The following is a 16,369-nucleotide window of genomic DNA, read 5'->3' on the forward strand; positions in this document are numbered from 1 at the left end:
GTGCCGGGCCGTCGGCGTCCCAGGACCGCCGTCACGACCCGTGGTGGTGCTCCGGAAGGCCGGGGAGGTCCGGCAGGTGGTGATCGCCGTGCGGGACGGCGACCGCACCCGCGTCGGTGTCGGTGAGGCCGGCCGTCGTGGCCGTCGCGACCAGCAGCGCGCCGGCGAACAGGCCGGCCAGGGTCATGGCCGGACCACCGCGGTGCGGCCGGCGAGCGCCGTCCGCCGCCGGCTCGGGGGCGGCGTCGCGCGGCCGGGTCGTCGCGCCGATCGTCGCGGCGCCGGCGAGCTGCAGGGTCGCGGCCGCCACCGCGGCCGCGCCGAAGTGGCCGCCCGGCGCCACGGCGAGGGAGAGACCGACGACGCTGACGACCGCGAGGACCCCGACCCCCCACCCCGCGGCGGCCTGCCGCGTCCCGCGGGGTACGACGCCGCGCAGGACCAGCAGGGCGACCACCAGCTCCGCCACCCCGGCCACCAGCGCGAGCAGCCCCTGCGGACGGGGGAGCGTGCTCCGCGCCGCGCCCAGGTTCACGAGGCCCGCGCCGAGCAGGGTGAACGCGACGAGGATGCGGCCCGGCGCGGCGATCGCGGTCATGCCGTGGCGACGCCCGCCTCGGCGCGGCGGTCCGCCCCCAGCCCGACGCCGAGCAGCAGGAGCGCGCTGGCCAGGTGCAGCACGTTGTCGGCGCCGTTCAGCGCGATGATGTTCGCGCCCGTCCCGACGAGGAAGAGGCCGAGGACCCCGACCAGCAGGTAGACGGCGCCGACGGTCACGTTGACGCCCTTGGCCGCAGCGACCGAGCGGGACGCCAGGAGCAGGGCGGCGCCGATCGCGACGTGGATGATGTTGTGCAGCGGGTTCACCTCGAAGAACAGCAGCTTCTCGCCCTCCGTGGCGGCGAAGCCGACGCCTGACGTGACGACGAACCCGGCGAGGCCGACCAGCAGGTAGACGGCGCCGAAGACTGCGGCGAGGAGGCGGTTCGCGGACGAGCCCATGGTGGCTGCTCCTTCTTCTCTCGGGCGTGGGGTGGTCCCGCGCTCGGAGGTGGTTCGGAGCGGTCCGCAGGATGGATGGGGCCGCGTGTATCACGCGGCGCGGGTCGTCCTCTTTCCGGGCGATGACGAGTACGCAGCACCGCACGAGCGCTGCCGGAGGAGGTCCTTGCATGTCGATGCAACTTCCTCCTGCCGCGTCGTCGGGCCGCGCCGTAGGCTCGGAGGCTCCGGGGCGCGGCCGCCCCGGCTTCTCGACGAGCCCTCCCGAGGTGCGAACAGCCATGACACGAGCCGCTGAGGAACCACTCGGTGGGGCGCCCGACGCCGACGAGAGCCTGGGCGACCGGGCCGCGCGGGCGATCCTGGAGTTTCGGGAGGGGCGCACGGACGCCCTGACAGACCTGGTCCGGGAGGCGACGCCGTTGCTGTGGCACACGGTGCGTGCCCAGGGCGTCGACCGGGACGTCGCCGACGACGTGGTGCAGTCCACGTGGGCTGCGCTCGTGCGGCACGCGGACACGATCGCCGAGCCGAAGGCCGTGCTGAAGTGGCTCCTCGTGACGGCCCGCCGGGCCGCCTGGGAGACGGTGCGCAAGGGGCGTGCGGACCTGCGCCGCCGCACCGAGCTGCCGGACGACGTGACCGAGGGCGCCGCGGCGCTGCCGGACGCCCGCCCGGGCCCGGAGGCCGAGGTGCTGACCGACGAGCGCGACCGGATCCTCTGGTCGTCGCTGCGCCGGCTCCCGGAGCGCTGCCAGGAGCTGCTGCGCCTCGTCTCGCTCGCCGACCGCCCGGACTACAAGGCGATCTCGGCGTCGATCGGCATGCCGGTGGGAAGCATCGGCGCCACACGGGGACGGTGCCTGGCGAAGCTGCGCGCCGTCCTCACCGAGCAAGGGGAGGCCTCGTGGACATGAGCCAGAAGCACGAGAACGCGTGGGGCGAGCCCGTGCCCGGCGAGGACGAGACCCTGGACGCGCACGACGTCGCGGTCCTGGGGCGGCTCGGCCGCGCGGTCGAGGCGGTCGACCCGGTGCCCGAGGGCCTGGTCGAGCGATCGCTGTTCGCGATGACGCTCGCCCGGCTCGAGGCCGAGGTCATGGAGCTGCAGCAGATCGAGGCCCCCGTCGGGTCCGTGCGCGGCGACGCCCCGCCGCTCGAGGCGCGCACGATCACGTTCACGCACGAGCGACTCACCGTGATGATCGCGCTGTCCATCGACGACGACGGCACCCACGTGCGCCTCGACGGCTGGGTCGCACCCGCCGCGACGCTGGTCGTCGAGCTGCGCCAGCCCGGCGGCGAGCGCACCACCACGGCGGACGACGACGGCCGCTTCGCCTTCACCGCCGTCGACCGCGGCCCCACCAGCCTGCTCGTGCGCCTGCCCGACGGCGGGGACGTCACCGTCGCCACGCCGGTCATCGAGCTCTGAGACGCCGGGCGCGACTCGCGCCCACCCTGATCGTGCGCCGATCCGGCGCGCCCGTGACGAGGAGGACACGTGACCGAGAGCCCCGTAGGACCGACGCCGAGCCGGCCCGAGCCGACGATCCGGTTCCTGGACCCCAGCACCGCGCGACGGAGTCCCGGGCAGCGCCAGGTCGGGTCGACCTGGTACGTGGCCGATCGTCTCCTGGTCCGTGGAGGCCTTCCTGACTCGATCCGTGGCCGCCTGCGGGCACCAGGTGGCGCCGAGGCGCTGCCGTCGGTGCTCTCCCTGGAGCCGAGCGAGGACGAGGACGCGGCTGCAGGCTTCGAGCGCGCGGCGCGGCGTCAGGGCTGTCACGTCGGGGTCGAGGTCAGGTACCGGCATGGGACCGAGCCCTCCGCGGACGCCGCACCGCTCGATCTGGTGGACGAGGACCTGGGTTTCGTGCTTCGTCTGATCGCGGACCGACCCGACGTGCAGCCCGACGCCTGGGAGGTGCTCGAGGCCGACGCCCGCGACGAGTCGACCCCGTGGTCTCTCAGTCTCGATCACGTCCTGACCGCGCTCCCGTTCACGACGCACCCCTTCACGACCCATCCCTTCACGACGCACCCCTTCACGACGCACCCCTTCACGACGCACCCCTTCACGACGCACCCCTTCACGACCCACCCCATGGCGGCGCAGCCGTTCACGACTCATCCGTTCACCACCCACGGGATGGCGGAGTACGGCGTGCCCGGCAGCGGGGGGAGGTCGCCGGTGGCCTGGCTCGGGGCGCCGCCGGCGCGCCGAGCCCGGGACGACGGCGACGAGTCGCGGACCCCGGACGGGGCGGTCCGCCCGGTGGTCGCGATCGTCGACACCGGGATCGGGACGCATCCGTGGTTCGGCTCCTACGGGCTGGGGAAGGACCCGGACGACGGCAACGGCGTGGTGATCCGCGGAGCGAGCCTGCCCGACGGGCCCATCGGGACGTACCCGGTGCCGCAGCTGCCGGAGGAGGACGCCGAGATCGGTGGCGCGAGCACCGCTCCGCTGACGGGCCCCCTCGACCCCGTCGCGGGACACGGGACGTTCATCGCAGGGATCGTGCACCAGACCTGCCCGGACGCGCGGCTCCTGCCGGTGCGGGTGGTCGGGGGTGCCGGCGCCGCCATCGAGTCCGAGGTGATCGAGTCGCTCCGGCGACTCCTGCGGTTCCACCGCCGAGGGCTCGCGGGGGAGGAGGGCTACGTCGCGGTGGACGTGGTGGTGCTCCCGATGGGCTACTACCACGAGCAGCCCGAGGACCTGCAGTGGGACCACCCTCTGTCCGACGTGCTCGCGCGGCTGCGCGACTCCGGCGTCGCGGTCGTCGTGGCGGCGGGCAACGACGGCGAGACACGTCCTGAGTTCCCGGCTGCCTTCGCGCCCGAGGTGGACCGACGCGCCACTCCTCCACGCATCACCAGCCCGCGGGACACGAGCACGGAGCGGCCCCCCATCCTGGCGGTGGGGGCCGCCAACCCCGACGGCTCGACGGCGTTGTTCTCCAACGACGGGCCCTGGGTGACGTGCGTCCGCCCCGGCGCCGCGGTGGTGAGCACCGTGCCGCGAACTCTCGACGGTCCGAGCACGCCTTCTCTGCGCACGCGGGAGCGGTACGCCGACGCAGTGCGGTCGACGATCGACCCGGAGGGATTCCAGGGAGGATTCGCGACCTGGAGCGGGACGTCGTTCGCCGCGCCGGTCCTCGCGGGTGAGATCGCCCGTGAGCTGCTCGCGGACCGGAGTCGGCGTGCCCGCGCGGCTGACGCTACGCTCACGGAGTCGGTCGACCGGGCCGATCACGGCGATGAGGCGCGGGTGGCGGCGATCTGGCGAGCCATCTCCGGGGCGACGGGAGGCCTGTCGCTCGACGGCACGTCCACCCCGGGGTGATCCACAGGGGGTGAGGCATGAGCGACGCGCTGGCGACGGTCCGCGCCGAGGTCGACGAGATCCGGTCGCACGCGCGCGCTCATCGCCAGTTCTCGAGCACACTCGGCCGCTACGAGGCCGCCCTCGTCCGGCTCGACCGGCTCGAGGGGGAGTCGACGGCGGCGGAGGTCGCCGCGGTCCGCGCCCGGGTCCTCGTGGGTATCGCAGCCTGCGAGGGCGAGCTCGGTGCAGACCGCGAGGTGGTCCTGGCGAAGCTGGCCGCGGCGGCGGCGATGGCGCTCCGCGCCGGCAGCGCGGAGATGGTGGCCCTCGTCCACGCCAACCTCGGCCTGCAGCTGCTGCGGTCGGGGGACCACGACGGCGCGCGGATCGAGCTCGACGCCGCGCTGGACGGCCTTGTCGACGAGGCAGAGATGCTCCCGGTCCTCCTCAACAGGAGCTCCCTCCTGCTCGAGGTCGGTGCGATCGACGATGCCGTCGTCGACCTTCGACGGTGCTTGGAGATCGCTCGCGCGCTGCGGGACGAGCAGGTGGTCCCGATGGCGGAGCACAACCTCGGGTACGCGCAGTTCCTCGCCGGCGACCTCCCGGCGGCCCTGCGAGCGATGGACGCCGCCGCGGAGGCGGCACCGCCCGAGCATGCCGGCGTCGGCCTGATGGACAAGGCGGCGGTGCTCTATGAGGCCGGATTGCTGACGGATGCGGAGGTCGCGCTCCGGACGGCGGCCGGGATCCTCGCCGCCACGGGTGGCGCACGCGACCTGTTGGACGCCGAGCTCGAGCAGGCTCGGTGCCTGGCGGGCCTCGCGAGGTTCTCGGAGGCTGAGGAGCTCGCCGAGCGGGTCCGTAACCGTGCCCGGCGGGCGGGCCACGGGGTCATGGCGCTCCGGGCGGAGGTCGTCGCCTTGGACTCACGGTTCGGGCTCGTCGTCGCGGACGAGCGGCGCGAGCTGCTGCGGCCCCTCGCGCAGGCGGCCGACGAGCTCTGCGCGCGTGTCGAGGACCAGCCCGGCGCGGACCGGGTGCTCATCGACGCCCGGCTGCTCGCCGCGGAGGCATGGGCTCGCGCGGGCAGGTTCACCGAGTCGCAGAAACGCCTCCGCGCCCTGCCACCGCGATCCAGCCTGGCCCTCGGCGCGCGCGTGCGCGGTGAGGTCGTCGCCGCGCTGTGCGGCTTCGGCACGGGGTCTCGGCGTGCAGGTCTGGCGGCCGTCAGACGGGGCTATCGGCTCCTCGCGGTGCAGCGTCAACAGCTCGGGGCGGTCGAGGCGGTGACGGCCGCCGCGGTGCACGGCATCCGGCTGCAGGGGGTCGACATCGACGCGGCGCTGATGTCCGTGTCGCCGGACGCGTTCTTCGACGCCTTGGAGCGCGGGCGTGCGACCTTCGCGGGGTCGGGACGGGTCCGCCCACCGGACGACCAGCAAGCCGCCGAGCTGATCGTGTCGGCACGTCGGCTGATGGAGCGTGCGCGCCTGCTCCGTTCGGACGAGGCCACGACGGATGCCGAGCTGATGCGCGGCGTCGAGATGCATCGCGACGCGCGACGGCTCCAGGACCGGGCGCGGGAACGGACCTGGCACTCGGGCGGCGACCGGGGCGTGCCCTCCCCGGCCACCGCGCGCGGGCTGCGGGCGGAGCTGCGCGCGGCCGGGTCGGACCGGGTGGTCCTAAACCTGACGATGAGCGGCGGCCGCCTGCGCGCCATCCGGCTCGACGGGAGTGGAGCGCGCCTGGTCGATCTCGGCCCGGTGCCCCCTGTCCTCGAGCTGGCGAGACGAGTGCGGGCCGATCAGCAGGCGCTGGCGAACCCGTTGCTGCCCACGCCGTTGCGAGAGGTGGTCCGCGCGTCGGTGCAGGCGGCTCTGCGGCGGCTCGACGCCCTCCTCCTCGGCACGCTCGACGTCGCAGGGCGGGACGTCTACGTCGCGGCGCGCGACCGGCTGGTCTCGCTGCCGTGGGCAGCGCTGCCCTCGCGGCGAGGGCTGTCGACGGTGGTGAACTCGTGGATCGCACGGGGCGAGGCGGACTGGTCCCCCGGACCGGGTCTCTCGGTCGCCGGGTCCGGGCTCGTGCACGGGGTTGCTGAGGCGGAGCAGGTGGCGGCGGTCTGGGGGAGCGGCGCGCGGCTGCTCACCGGCGCGGACGCCGTGTGCGCCGCCGTGGCCGAGGCGGTCGAGGGTGCGCCGGTCGTCCACGTCGCCGCACACGGGACGCATGAACCCGAGAACCCCATGTTCTCGAGCCTGCAGCTGGCGGACGGCCCGCTGTTCGCCCACGAGCTGGACGGGCGGGATCTGTCCAGGTCGGTGCTCGTCCTGTCGGCGTGCGACGTCGGTTCGGCGAGCATCCGGCACGGCGGCGAACCGCTCGGGCTGACGAGCGTGCTGCTGCGCATGGGCGCGCGCGCCGTGATCGCCGCCGTCGCCCCGTTGCGGGACGACGGCGCGGTGCGCGTGATGCCCGTGCTGCACCAGGGGCTGCGCGACGGCCTGCGGCCGGGCGCGGCGCTCGCCCGCGCCGTGGCGGACGAGCCCGAGCCGGTGCCGCTGGTGTGCTTCGGTCCGCTGGTGCTGTGACGTGTCAGCGAGGATGACATGGCGAGTGGTGGGTACCACACGGGATGCGTGCCGCGCACGGCCTGCCGTCGTGTACAGTTCTCGGGTAACCCAAGACCGCCGGTCGTCCGACGCTGCCTGGAACTGATGAGAATCGTTCCGCCCGGGAAGCCGAAGACCGAAGTCCCGTGAGAGTGCGGGGGCCTGCGTAGGTGACACGACGACGACCACACAGCCTGGCTGTGAGCTCCGAGCCCCGTGCGCACCTGCGCCGGGGCTCTTTTCTTTCGCAGGTACCGGTGGCACCACCACCGGAAGGATTGCCATGGCGAGGCCGGACAAGGCAGCCGCTGTCGCGGAGGTCGCGGACAAGTTCCGCGACGCGAACGCGGCCGTGCTGACCGAGTACCGCGGGCTCACCGTCGCGCAGCTCAAGGAGCTGCGTCGGTCGCTCAGCGGCAACGCAACCTACGCCGTGGTGAAGAACACGCTGACGTCCATCGCGGCCAAGGAGGCCGGGATCGACGCGTTCGAGGCCGACCTCAAGGGTCCGTCCGCGATCGCGTTCGTGACCGGCGACCCGGTCGAGGCCGCCAAGGGTCTGCGTGACTTCGCCAAGGCGAACCCTGCACTGGTCATCAAGGGCGGTGTCCTTGACGGGAAGCCGCTGACCGCTGCAGAGGTCACCAAGCTCGCGGACCTCGAGTCCCGCGAGGTCCTGCTGGCCAAGACGGCCGGCGCGATGAAGGCCAAGCTCTTCCAGGCTGCCTACGCCTTCAGCGCGAAGCCGGCCCAGGCCGCTCGCGTCATCGATGCCCTGCGTCAGAAGCAGGAATCGGAGGCCGCTGCCGCCTGACGGCGGTGCGGCAAGCACTACCCCCTCCCTTGCTTCTGCGGGGCCCCCGGCCCCAGGACGCACCAACCGAAAGGAACGCCATCATGGCGAAGCTCAGCACCGACGAGCTCCTGGCCGCCTTCGAGGAGCTCACGCTCATCGAGCTCAACGAGTTCGTGAAGGCCTTCGAGGACAAGTTCGAGGTCACCGCCGCTGCTCCCGCCGCCGTCGCGGTTGCCGCCCCCGCCGCCGGCGGTGCCGGTGGCGCCGAGGCCGCCGAGGAGAAGACCGAGTTCGACGTCATCCTCGAGGCCGCCGGCGACAAGAAGATCCAGGTCATCAAGGAGGTGCGCGCGCTCACGTCCCTCGGCCTGAAGGAGGCCAAGGACCTGGTCGACGGCGCCCCGAAGCCGGTCCTGGAGGCCGCGAACAAGGAGACGGCCGACAAGGCCAAGGCTGCCCTCGAGGGCGCCGGCGCCACCGTCACCGTCAAGTGATCGCCGCGGCCTAGCCGCGCATCGCTTCCGCGAGGCCCGCATCCCTTCGGGGTGCGGGCCTCGTTGCGTCCGCACGACGTCGCGGGGGGTCGCGGGGGGTCGCGGGGGAGCGGACCGGTTGTGGAGGTGTGGTGTCGTGACCGACGTCGCGCGCCGATGCCTGGCCGGGGCCGCTTATCACGGGTTAGGCTGGTCCGACAACCGTTTCTTGGGCGGCATATGGCGGCCACCGAGACAACGTCCTCAAAGACCCAGAACCGAGGGCGTCCGCTCGTGTGCCCGCGCGAGTTGGACAAACGATGAAGTTCTGGCTACGCTAGCGCTTTGCGCTCGCTTGTGCCCCGACGCCTCCCCGCTGACGAAGCCACCGCCCCCGTGATCACGTCTTCGTGACCCCTGGGCCGGTTCCTCCCGCCGCGGTCCGGCGCCTGCAGCCTCGCTGAGCGTACAGCGTGCCATCGAACTGCAGGGAAGGACCCCTCTTGGCTGCCTCGCGCACCCCTTCTGTTCCGTCCGCCGACGCTATCGCGAACCGCACCGCTTCCCGCCGCGTCTCCTTCGCCAAGATCTACGAGCCGCTCGAGGTCCCCGACCTCCTCGGGCTGCAGACCGAGAGCTTCGACTGGCTCCTCGGCAGCCCTGCCTGGCAGGCCCGGGTCGAGGCGGCCACCGCCGCCGGCCGCTCCGACGTCCCCGCGACGTCGGGCCTCGAGGAGATCTTCGAGGAGATCTCGCCGATCGAGGACTTCGGCCAGTCGATGTCCCTCTCCTTCTCGAACCACCGCTTCGAGCCGCCGAAGTACACCGCGGACGAGTGCAAGGAGAAGGACTTCACCTTCGCCGCCCCGCTGTTCGTGACGGCCGAGTTCGTGAACTACACGACCGGTGAGATCAAGAGCCAGACGGTCTTCATGGGTGACTTCCCGCTCATGACCGCGCGCGGCACGTTCATCATCAACGGCACCGAGCGCGTCGTCGTCTCGCAGCTGGTCCGTTCCCCGGGCGTCTACTTCGAGCGCACCCCCGACAAGACGAGCGACAAGGACGTCTTCTCGGCGAAGGTCATCCCGTCTCGCGGCGCCTGGCTCGAGTTCGAGATCGACAAGCGCGACGCCGTCGGCGTGCGCGTCGACCGCAAGCGCAAGCAGCCTGTCACCGTCCTGCTGAAGGCCCTCGGCCTCACCGAGGCGGAGATCCGCGAGGAGTTCGCGGACTTCCCGTCCGTGCTCGACACCCTCGAGAAGGACCACGTCCACACGCAGGACGAGGCCCTCGTCGACCTGTACCGCAAGATCCGTCCGGGCGAGCCGCCCACGGTCGAGGCCGGGCGCGCGCTGCTCGAGAACTTCTACTTCAACCCGAAGCGCTACGACCTCGCGAAGGTCGGTCGCTACAAGATCAGCAAGAAGCTGGGTGTCGACGCGCCGCTGGCGGACTCGACGCTGTCCGTGACCGACGTCGTCGCGACGATCAAGTACCTGGCCGCGCTGCACGCCGACCTGGTGACCATCCCCGGCACCCGCGACGGCCAGCCGACCGAGGTCCGCGTCGAGACCGACGACATCGACCACTTCGGCAACCGTCGCATCCGCGCCGTCGGCGAGCTCATCCAGAACCAGGTGCGCACGGGCCTGTCCCGCATGGAGCGCGTGGTCCGTGAGCGCATGACGACGCAGGACGTCGAGGCGATCACGCCGCAGACGCTGATCAACATCCGCCCCGTGGTGGCGTCGATCCGCGAGTTCTTCGGCACCTCGCAGCTGTCGCAGTTCATGGACCAGAACAACCCGCTCGCGGGCCTGACGCACAAGCGTCGTCTGAACGCCCTCGGCCCGGGTGGTCTGTCCCGCGACCGCGCCGGCATGGAGGTCCGTGACGTCCACCCGTCGCACTACGGCCGCATGTGCCCGATCGAGACCCCCGAGGGCCCGAACATCGGCCTCATCGGCTCGCTCGCGTCGTTCGGTCGCATCAACCCGTTCGGCTTCATCGAGACGCCGTACCGCAAGGTCACCGACGGCAAGGTGACGGACGAGATCGTCTACCTGACCGCCGACGACGAGGACCGGCACATCATCGCCCAGGCGAACACCGAGCTCGCCGTGGACGGCACGTTCCTCAACGACCGCGTCCTGGTGCGCACCAAGGGCGGCGAGACCGACGACCTGCCGCCGGCCGAGGTCGACTACATGGACGTCTCGCCGCGCCAGATGGTGTCCGTCGCGACGGCGCTCATCCCGTTCCTCGAGCACGACGACGCGAACCGCGCGCTCATGGGCGCGAACATGCAGCGCCAGGCCGTGCCGCTGGTGCGCTCCGAGGCGCCGCTGGTCGGCACCGGCATGGAGCGTCGTGCGGCGGTCGACGCCGGCGACGTCATCGTGGCGACCAAGCCCGGCGTGGTCACCGAGGTGTCCGCGGACCTGGTTCTCGTCGCGAACGACGACGGCACCACGGGCTCGTACCGTGCGGCGAAGTTCCGCCGCTCGAACCAGGGCACCAGCTACAACCAGCGCGTGCTCGTGGACGAGGGCCAGCGGGTCGAGGTCGGCTCCGTGCTGGCCGACGGCCCGGCGACCGACGAGGGCGACCTCGCGCTCGGCCGCAACCTGCTCGTCGCGTTCATGTCGTGGGAGGGCCACAACTACGAGGACGCGATCATCCTGTCGCAGCGCCTCGTGGAGGACGACGTCCTGTCCTCGATCCACATCGAGGAGCACGAGGTCGACGCCCGCGACACCAAGCTCGGGCCCGAGGAGATCACGCGGGACATCCCGAACGTCTCCGAGGACGTCCTGGCGGACCTCGACGAGCGCGGCATCATCCGCATCGGTGCCGAGGTCGGCGCGGGCGACGTCCTGGTCGGCAAGGTCACCCCGAAGGGCGAGACCGAGCTGACCCCGGAGGAGCGCCTGCTGCGCGCCATCTTCGGCGAGAAGGCCCGCGAGGTGCGCGACACGTCCCTCAAGGTGCCCCACGGCGAGCAGGGCACGGTCATCGGCGTCCGCGAGTTCAACCGCGAGGACGGCGACGAGCTGCCCGCCGGCGTGAACCAGCTGGTCCGCGTCTACATCGCCCAGCGCCGCAAGATCACCGTCGGCGACAAGCTCGCCGGCCGTCACGGCAACAAGGGCGTCATCTCGAAGATCCTGCCGCAGGAGGACATGCCGTTCCTCCCCGACGGCACGCCGGTCGACGTCATCCTCAACCCGCTGGGCGTGCCCGGCCGCATGAACGTCGGCCAGGTCCTCGAGACGCACCTCGGGTGGGTCGCGAGCCGCGGCTGGGACATCGAGCTGGCCGAGGGCAAGGACCTCTCCTGGAAGGAGACCCTGCCCGAGGTCGCGTCGAAGTCGGAGCCGGGGACCCCGGTGGCGACGCCGGTGTTCGACGGCCTCGAGGAGTCGGGCCTGCGCGGCCTGCTCTCCACGACGCTGCCGAACCGCGACGGCGACCGCATGGTCGCGACCGACGGCAAGGCCCGGCTGTTCGACGGCCGCTCCGGCGAGCCGTTCCCGGACCCGGTGTCGGTGGGCTACATGTACATCCTCAAGCTCCACCACCTGGTCGACGACAAGATCCACGCGCGCTCGACCGGCCCGTACTCGATGATCACGCAGCAGCCGCTGGGTGGTAAGGCGCAGTTCGGCGGCCAGCGCTTCGGCGAGATGGAGGTGTGGGCCCTCGAGGCGTACGGCGCGGCCTACACGCTCCAGGAGCTGCTCACCATCAAGTCCGACGACGTCCCGGGCCGCGTGAAGGTCTACGAGGCGATCGTCAAGGGCGAGAACATCCCCGACTCGGGCATCCCGGAGTCCTTCAAGGTGCTCCTCAAGGAGATGCAGTCGCTGTGCCTGAACGTCGAGGTGCTCTCGAGCGACGGGACCTCCATCGAGATGAAGGAGTCCGACGACGAGGTGTACCGCGCCGCGGAGGAGCTGGGCATCGATCTGTCGCGCCGCCCCAACTCGGCCGCCACGGTCGACGAGATCTGATCCAGCGACCAGCTGAACTCCACGGACATTCGAAAGCTTTGAGGAAGTAGGACATCTTGCTCGACGTCAACGTCTTCGACGAGCTGCGTATCGGCCTGGCCACGGCCGACGACATCCGTGCCTGGTCGCACGGAGAGGTCAAGAAGCCCGAGACCATCAACTACCGCACCCTGAAGCCGGAGAAGGACGGGCTCTTCTGCGAGAAGATCTTCGGCCCCACCCGGGACTGGGAGTGCTACTGCGGCAAGTACAAGCGCGTGCGCTTCAAGGGCATCATCTGCGAGCGCTGCGGCGTCGAGGTGACGCGCTCGAAGGTGCGCCGTGAGCGCATGGGCCACATCGAGCTCGCCGCCCCGGTCACGCACATCTGGTTCTTCAAGGGTGTGCCGTCGCGCCTCGGCTACCTGCTGGACCTGGCCCCGAAGGACCTGGAGAAGGTCATCTACTTCGCGGCCTACATGGTCACGTGGGTCGACGACGAGGCCCGCCACGAGGACCTCCCGAACCTCCAGAACGAGATCGACCTGGAGAAGAAGGAGATCTCGGACCGCCGCGACAACGACATCAACACCCGCGCCGCCAAGCTCGAGGCCGACCTGGCCGAGCTGGAGGCCGAGGGCGCCAAGGCCGACGCGCGCCGCAAGGTGCGCGACTCCGCCGAGCGCGAGATGGCGCAGCTGCGCAAGCGTGCCGACCAGGAGCTGGACCGCCTCGAGCAGGTCTGGGACCGGTTCAAGAACCTCAAGGTCGCGGACCTCGAGGGCGACGAGATGCTGTACCGCCAGCTCGTCGACCGGTACGGCACGTACTTCGAGGGCTCGATGGGCGCCGCGGCGATCCAGAAGCGCCTCGAGAGCTTCGACCTGGACGCCGAGGCCCAGTCGCTGCGGGAGACCATCCGCACCGGCAAGGGTCAGCGCAAGACGCGCGCGCTCAAGCGCCTGAAGGTCGTCAACGCGTTCCTCACGACGACCAACTCGCCCACGGCGATGGTGCTCGACGCCGTCCCGGTCATCCCGCCGGACCTGCGCCCGATGGTGCAGCTCGACGGCGGCCGGTTCGCGACGTCGGACCTCAACGACCTGTACCGGCGCGTGATCAACCGCAACAACCGGCTTAAGCGCCTGCTCGACCTGGGTGCGCCGGAGATCATCGTCAACAACGAGAAGCGGATGCTCCAGGAGGCCGTGGACTCGCTGTTCGACAACGGTCGCCGCGGCCGCCCGGTCACGGGCCCGGGCAACCGCCCGCTGAAGTCGATCTCCGACATGCTCAAGGGCAAGCAGGGCCGGTTCCGCCAGAACCTGCTCGGCAAGCGCGTCGACTACTCGGGCCGTTCGGTCATCGTGGTCGGCCCGCAGCTCAAGCTGCACCAGTGCGGCCTGCCCAAGCAGATGGCGCTCGAGCTGTTCAAGCCGTTCGTCATGAAGCGGCTCGTCGAGCTCAACCACGCGCAGAACATCAAGAGCGCCAAGCGCATGGTGGAGCGCACCCGCGGCGAGGTCTGGGACGTGCTGGAGGAGGTCATCCAGGAGCACCCGGTGCTGCTGAACCGTGCCCCCACCCTGCACCGCCTCGGCATCCAGGCGTTCGAGCCGCAGCTCGTCGAGGGCAAGGCCATCCACCTGCACCCGCTCGTGTGCGCCGCGTTCAACGCGGACTTCGACGGCGACCAGATGGCGGTCCACCTGCCCCTGAGCGCGGAGGCGCAGGCCGAGGCCCGCATCCTCATGCTCTCGAGCAACAACATCCTCAAGCCGTCGGACGGCCGTCCGGTGACCATGCCCTCGCAGGACATGATCATCGGTCTGCACCACCTCACCTCGGACCGCCCCGGCGCGACGGGGGAGGGGCGCGTGTTCTCCTCGCAGGCCGAGGCGATCATGGCGCTCGACCGTGGTGCGCTGGACCTCAACGCCACGATCAAGATGCGGATGTCGGACCTCGTGCCCCCGACCAAGGGCTTCGAGGCGCCGGAGGGTTGGGAGCCCGGGCAGCCGCTGCTGTTCGAGACCACCCTGGGCCGCACGATCTTCAACGAGGCGCTCCCGATCGACTACCCGTTCCAGAACGGCGTCGTCGGCAAGAAGGAGCTCTCGACGATCGTCAACGACCTGGCGGAGCGCTACCCGAAGGTCGACGTCGCCACGTCGCTCGACGCGCTGAAGGACGCCGGCTACCGGTGGGCCACGCGCTCGGGCGTCACGATCGCGATCTCCGACGTCGCGATGCCGGAGGTCAAGAACGACATCCTGGACGAGCACGAGCAGCGTGCCCTCAAGGTCCAGGACCAGTTCGACAAGGGTCTGATCACCGACGACGAGCGCCGTCAGGAGCTCATCGAGATCTGGACCCAGGCCACCGACAAGATCGCGTCGGTCATGCGCGAGAACCTCGAGAGCAACTCGCGGAACACGCTGTACCGCATGGTGTCCTCGGGCGCCCGTGGTAACTGGATGCAGGTGCGTCAGATCGCCGGTATGCGCGGCCTCGTGGCGAACCCGAAGGGCGAGATCATCCCCCGCCCGATCAAGTCCAACTACCGCGAGGGCCTGTCCGTCCTCGAGTACTTCATCGCCTCGCACGGTGCCCGCAAGGGTCTGGCCGACACGGCGCTGCGTACCGCGGACTCCGGCTACCTCACCCGTCGTCTGGTCGACGTGTCGCAGGACGTCATCATCCGCGAGGAGGACTGCGGCACCGAGCGCGGCCTCACGCTGCCCGTCGCCGAGCGCATCGGCGACGTGCTGGTGCCGCACCCGCGCGTCGAGACGAGCATCTACTCGCGCACGTTCGCGACGGACGTCGTGGACGCGGACGGCAACGTCGTGGCCGAGGCGGGCTCGGACGCGGGCGACGTGATCATCGACCAGGTGATCGCCGCCGGCATCGAGAACGTCAAGGTCCGCTCCGTGCTGACCTGCGAGTCGCGCGTCGGCACCTGCGCCAAGTGCTACGGCCGCTCCCTGGCCACCGGCAAGCTGGTGGACATCGGCGAGGCCGTCGGCATCATCGCCGCGCAGTCGATCGGTGAGCCGGGCACGCAGCTGACGATGCGTACCTTCCACACCGGTGGTGTCGCCTCCGCGGAGGACATCACGCAGGGTCTGCCCCGTGTCACCGAGCTGTTCGAGGCCCGCACCCCCAAGGGTGAGGCCCCGATCGCGGAGTACACCGGCACCGTGGCGATCGAGGACACGGAGCGCACGCGCCACCTGGTCCTCACGCCGGCCGACGGCGGCGAGGAGATCCGCTACCCGGTGACCAAGCGTGCCCGCCTCCTGATCGCCGACGGCGAGCAGGTCCAGGTCGGCACCCAGCTGGTCCAGGGCGCCGTCGACCCGAAGAAGGTGCTGCGCATCCTCGGCCCGCGTGCCACGCAGAAGCACCTGGTGGACGAGGTCCAGGAGACCTACCGCTCGCAGGGCGTGGACATCCACGACAAGCACATCGAGGTCATCGTGCGGCAGATGCTGCGTCGCGTGACCGTGCTCGACTCGGGTGACTCGCACCTGCTGCCGGGCGAGCTCGCGGAGCGGACCCGCTTCGAGGACGCGAACCGTCGTGCCGTGGCGGAGGGTGGCCAGCCGGCCTCCGGCCGTCCGGAGCTCATGGGCATCACGAAGGCCTCGCTCGCCACCGACTCGTGGCTCTCGGCCGCCTCCTTCCAGGAGACGACCCGGGTGCTCACCGAGGCGTCGATGAGCGGTCGTCGTGACCCGCTGCTGGGCCTCAAGGAGAACGTCATCCTCGGTAAGCTCATCCCCGCCGGCACGGGCCTGCCCCGCTACCGGAACATCGAGGTCGAGCCGACCGAGCAGGCCAAGGCCGAGCTCTACCCGAGCTTCGGCTACGACGAGATCGACTTCCCGACGCTCGGCATGGGCTCGGGCGAGGCGATCCCGCTGGAGGACCTGGACTTCGGAGACTTCCGCTGATCCGCTGATCCTCACCACGAGGTAGTCCGGGAGGGGCGCACGTCACAGCGTGCGCCCCTCCCGTTCCTTTGACCCCGCTTGCTTCCGCGGGTAATCTTGGAAGCCGTGCCCGTGCCGTCGCGCGCGCATCCCGCTGTCAGCCCAGAGCCTCACCGCTCGGGCCGGCTGCCGGAGGCGCCGCCGACCTGA

Annotated in this window: 10 protein-coding genes; 8 read left to right on the forward strand and 2 right to left on the reverse strand. The window is 71.2% G+C overall.

What is annotated here, in order from left to right:
• Nucleotides 1–31: 31 nt before the first annotated feature.
• Both ACFQ8Y_RS21270 and ACFQ8Y_RS21275 read right to left on the reverse strand, forming a co-directional pair.
• The gene (locus tag ACFQ8Y_RS21270; RefSeq protein WP_430586681.1) at nucleotides 32–598 is read right to left on the reverse strand and encodes a hypothetical protein; all 567 of its coding nucleotides are present in this window, start codon (nucleotides 596–598) and stop codon (nucleotides 32–34) included.
• Nucleotides 595–1,002 (reverse strand): DUF4383 domain-containing protein, encoded by a 408-nt coding sequence (locus tag ACFQ8Y_RS21275; RefSeq protein ID WP_430550513.1) that lies wholly within the window; start codon nucleotides 1,000–1,002, stop codon nucleotides 595–597. Before ACFQ8Y_RS21275 ends, ACFQ8Y_RS21270 begins: the two co-directional genes overlap by 4 nt.
• 281 nt (nucleotides 1,003–1,283) lie before the next feature.
• Between ACFQ8Y_RS21275 and ACFQ8Y_RS21280 the strand changes: the two genes are divergently transcribed.
• From ACFQ8Y_RS21280 to ACFQ8Y_RS21315, 8 genes are all read left to right on the forward strand, one after another.
• Nucleotides 1,284–1,919, forward strand: coding sequence for an RNA polymerase sigma factor (locus ACFQ8Y_RS21280; RefSeq protein ID WP_430586682.1), 636 nt, complete (start codon nucleotides 1,284–1,286; stop codon nucleotides 1,917–1,919).
• Complete coding sequence (locus ACFQ8Y_RS21285) at nucleotides 1,916–2,437, forward strand: carboxypeptidase-like regulatory domain-containing protein (RefSeq protein WP_430550511.1); 522 nt, start codon at nucleotides 1,916–1,918, stop codon at nucleotides 2,435–2,437. The genes ACFQ8Y_RS21280 and ACFQ8Y_RS21285 overlap by 4 nt, the downstream gene beginning before the upstream one ends.
• Before the next feature lie 69 nt (nucleotides 2,438–2,506).
• Nucleotides 2,507–4,357 (forward strand): S8 family serine peptidase, encoded by a 1,851-nt coding sequence (locus tag ACFQ8Y_RS21290; protein ID WP_430550510.1) that lies wholly within the window; start codon nucleotides 2,507–2,509, stop codon nucleotides 4,355–4,357.
• 17 nt (nucleotides 4,358–4,374) lie between these two features.
• Nucleotides 4,375–6,936: a CHAT domain-containing protein gene (locus ACFQ8Y_RS21295; protein ID WP_430586683.1), complete on the forward strand. Its 2,562-nt coding sequence runs from the start codon at nucleotides 4,375–4,377 to the stop codon at nucleotides 6,934–6,936.
• 304 nt (nucleotides 6,937–7,240) lie between these two features.
• A complete protein-coding gene (rplJ, locus tag ACFQ8Y_RS21300; protein ID WP_429764782.1) occupies nucleotides 7,241–7,771 on the forward strand; it encodes a 50S ribosomal protein L10 in 531 nt (176 codons plus the stop codon).
• An 83-nt stretch (nucleotides 7,772–7,854) separates the two neighbouring features.
• The gene (gene rplL, locus ACFQ8Y_RS21305; protein WP_430550508.1) at nucleotides 7,855–8,247 is read left to right on the forward strand and encodes a 50S ribosomal protein L7/L12; all 393 of its coding nucleotides are present in this window, start codon (nucleotides 7,855–7,857) and stop codon (nucleotides 8,245–8,247) included.
• Between the two features lie 482 nt (nucleotides 8,248–8,729).
• Nucleotides 8,730–12,242, forward strand: coding sequence for a DNA-directed RNA polymerase subunit beta (gene rpoB, locus ACFQ8Y_RS21310; RefSeq protein ID WP_430550507.1), 3,513 nt, complete (start codon nucleotides 8,730–8,732; stop codon nucleotides 12,240–12,242).
• Nucleotides 12,243–12,298: 56 nt separating this feature from the next.
• Nucleotides 12,299–16,180, forward strand: a complete 3,882-nt coding sequence (locus tag ACFQ8Y_RS21315; protein WP_430550506.1) for a DNA-directed RNA polymerase subunit beta' — start codon at nucleotides 12,299–12,301, stop codon at nucleotides 16,178–16,180.
• The last annotated feature ends 189 nt before the right edge of the window (nucleotides 16,181–16,369 follow it).

The sequence above is a fragment of the Isoptericola sp. NPDC056605 genome, assembly GCF_042792795.1.
In the GTDB taxonomy this organism is placed as follows: domain Bacteria; phylum Actinomycetota; class Actinomycetes; order Actinomycetales; family Cellulomonadaceae; genus Isoptericola.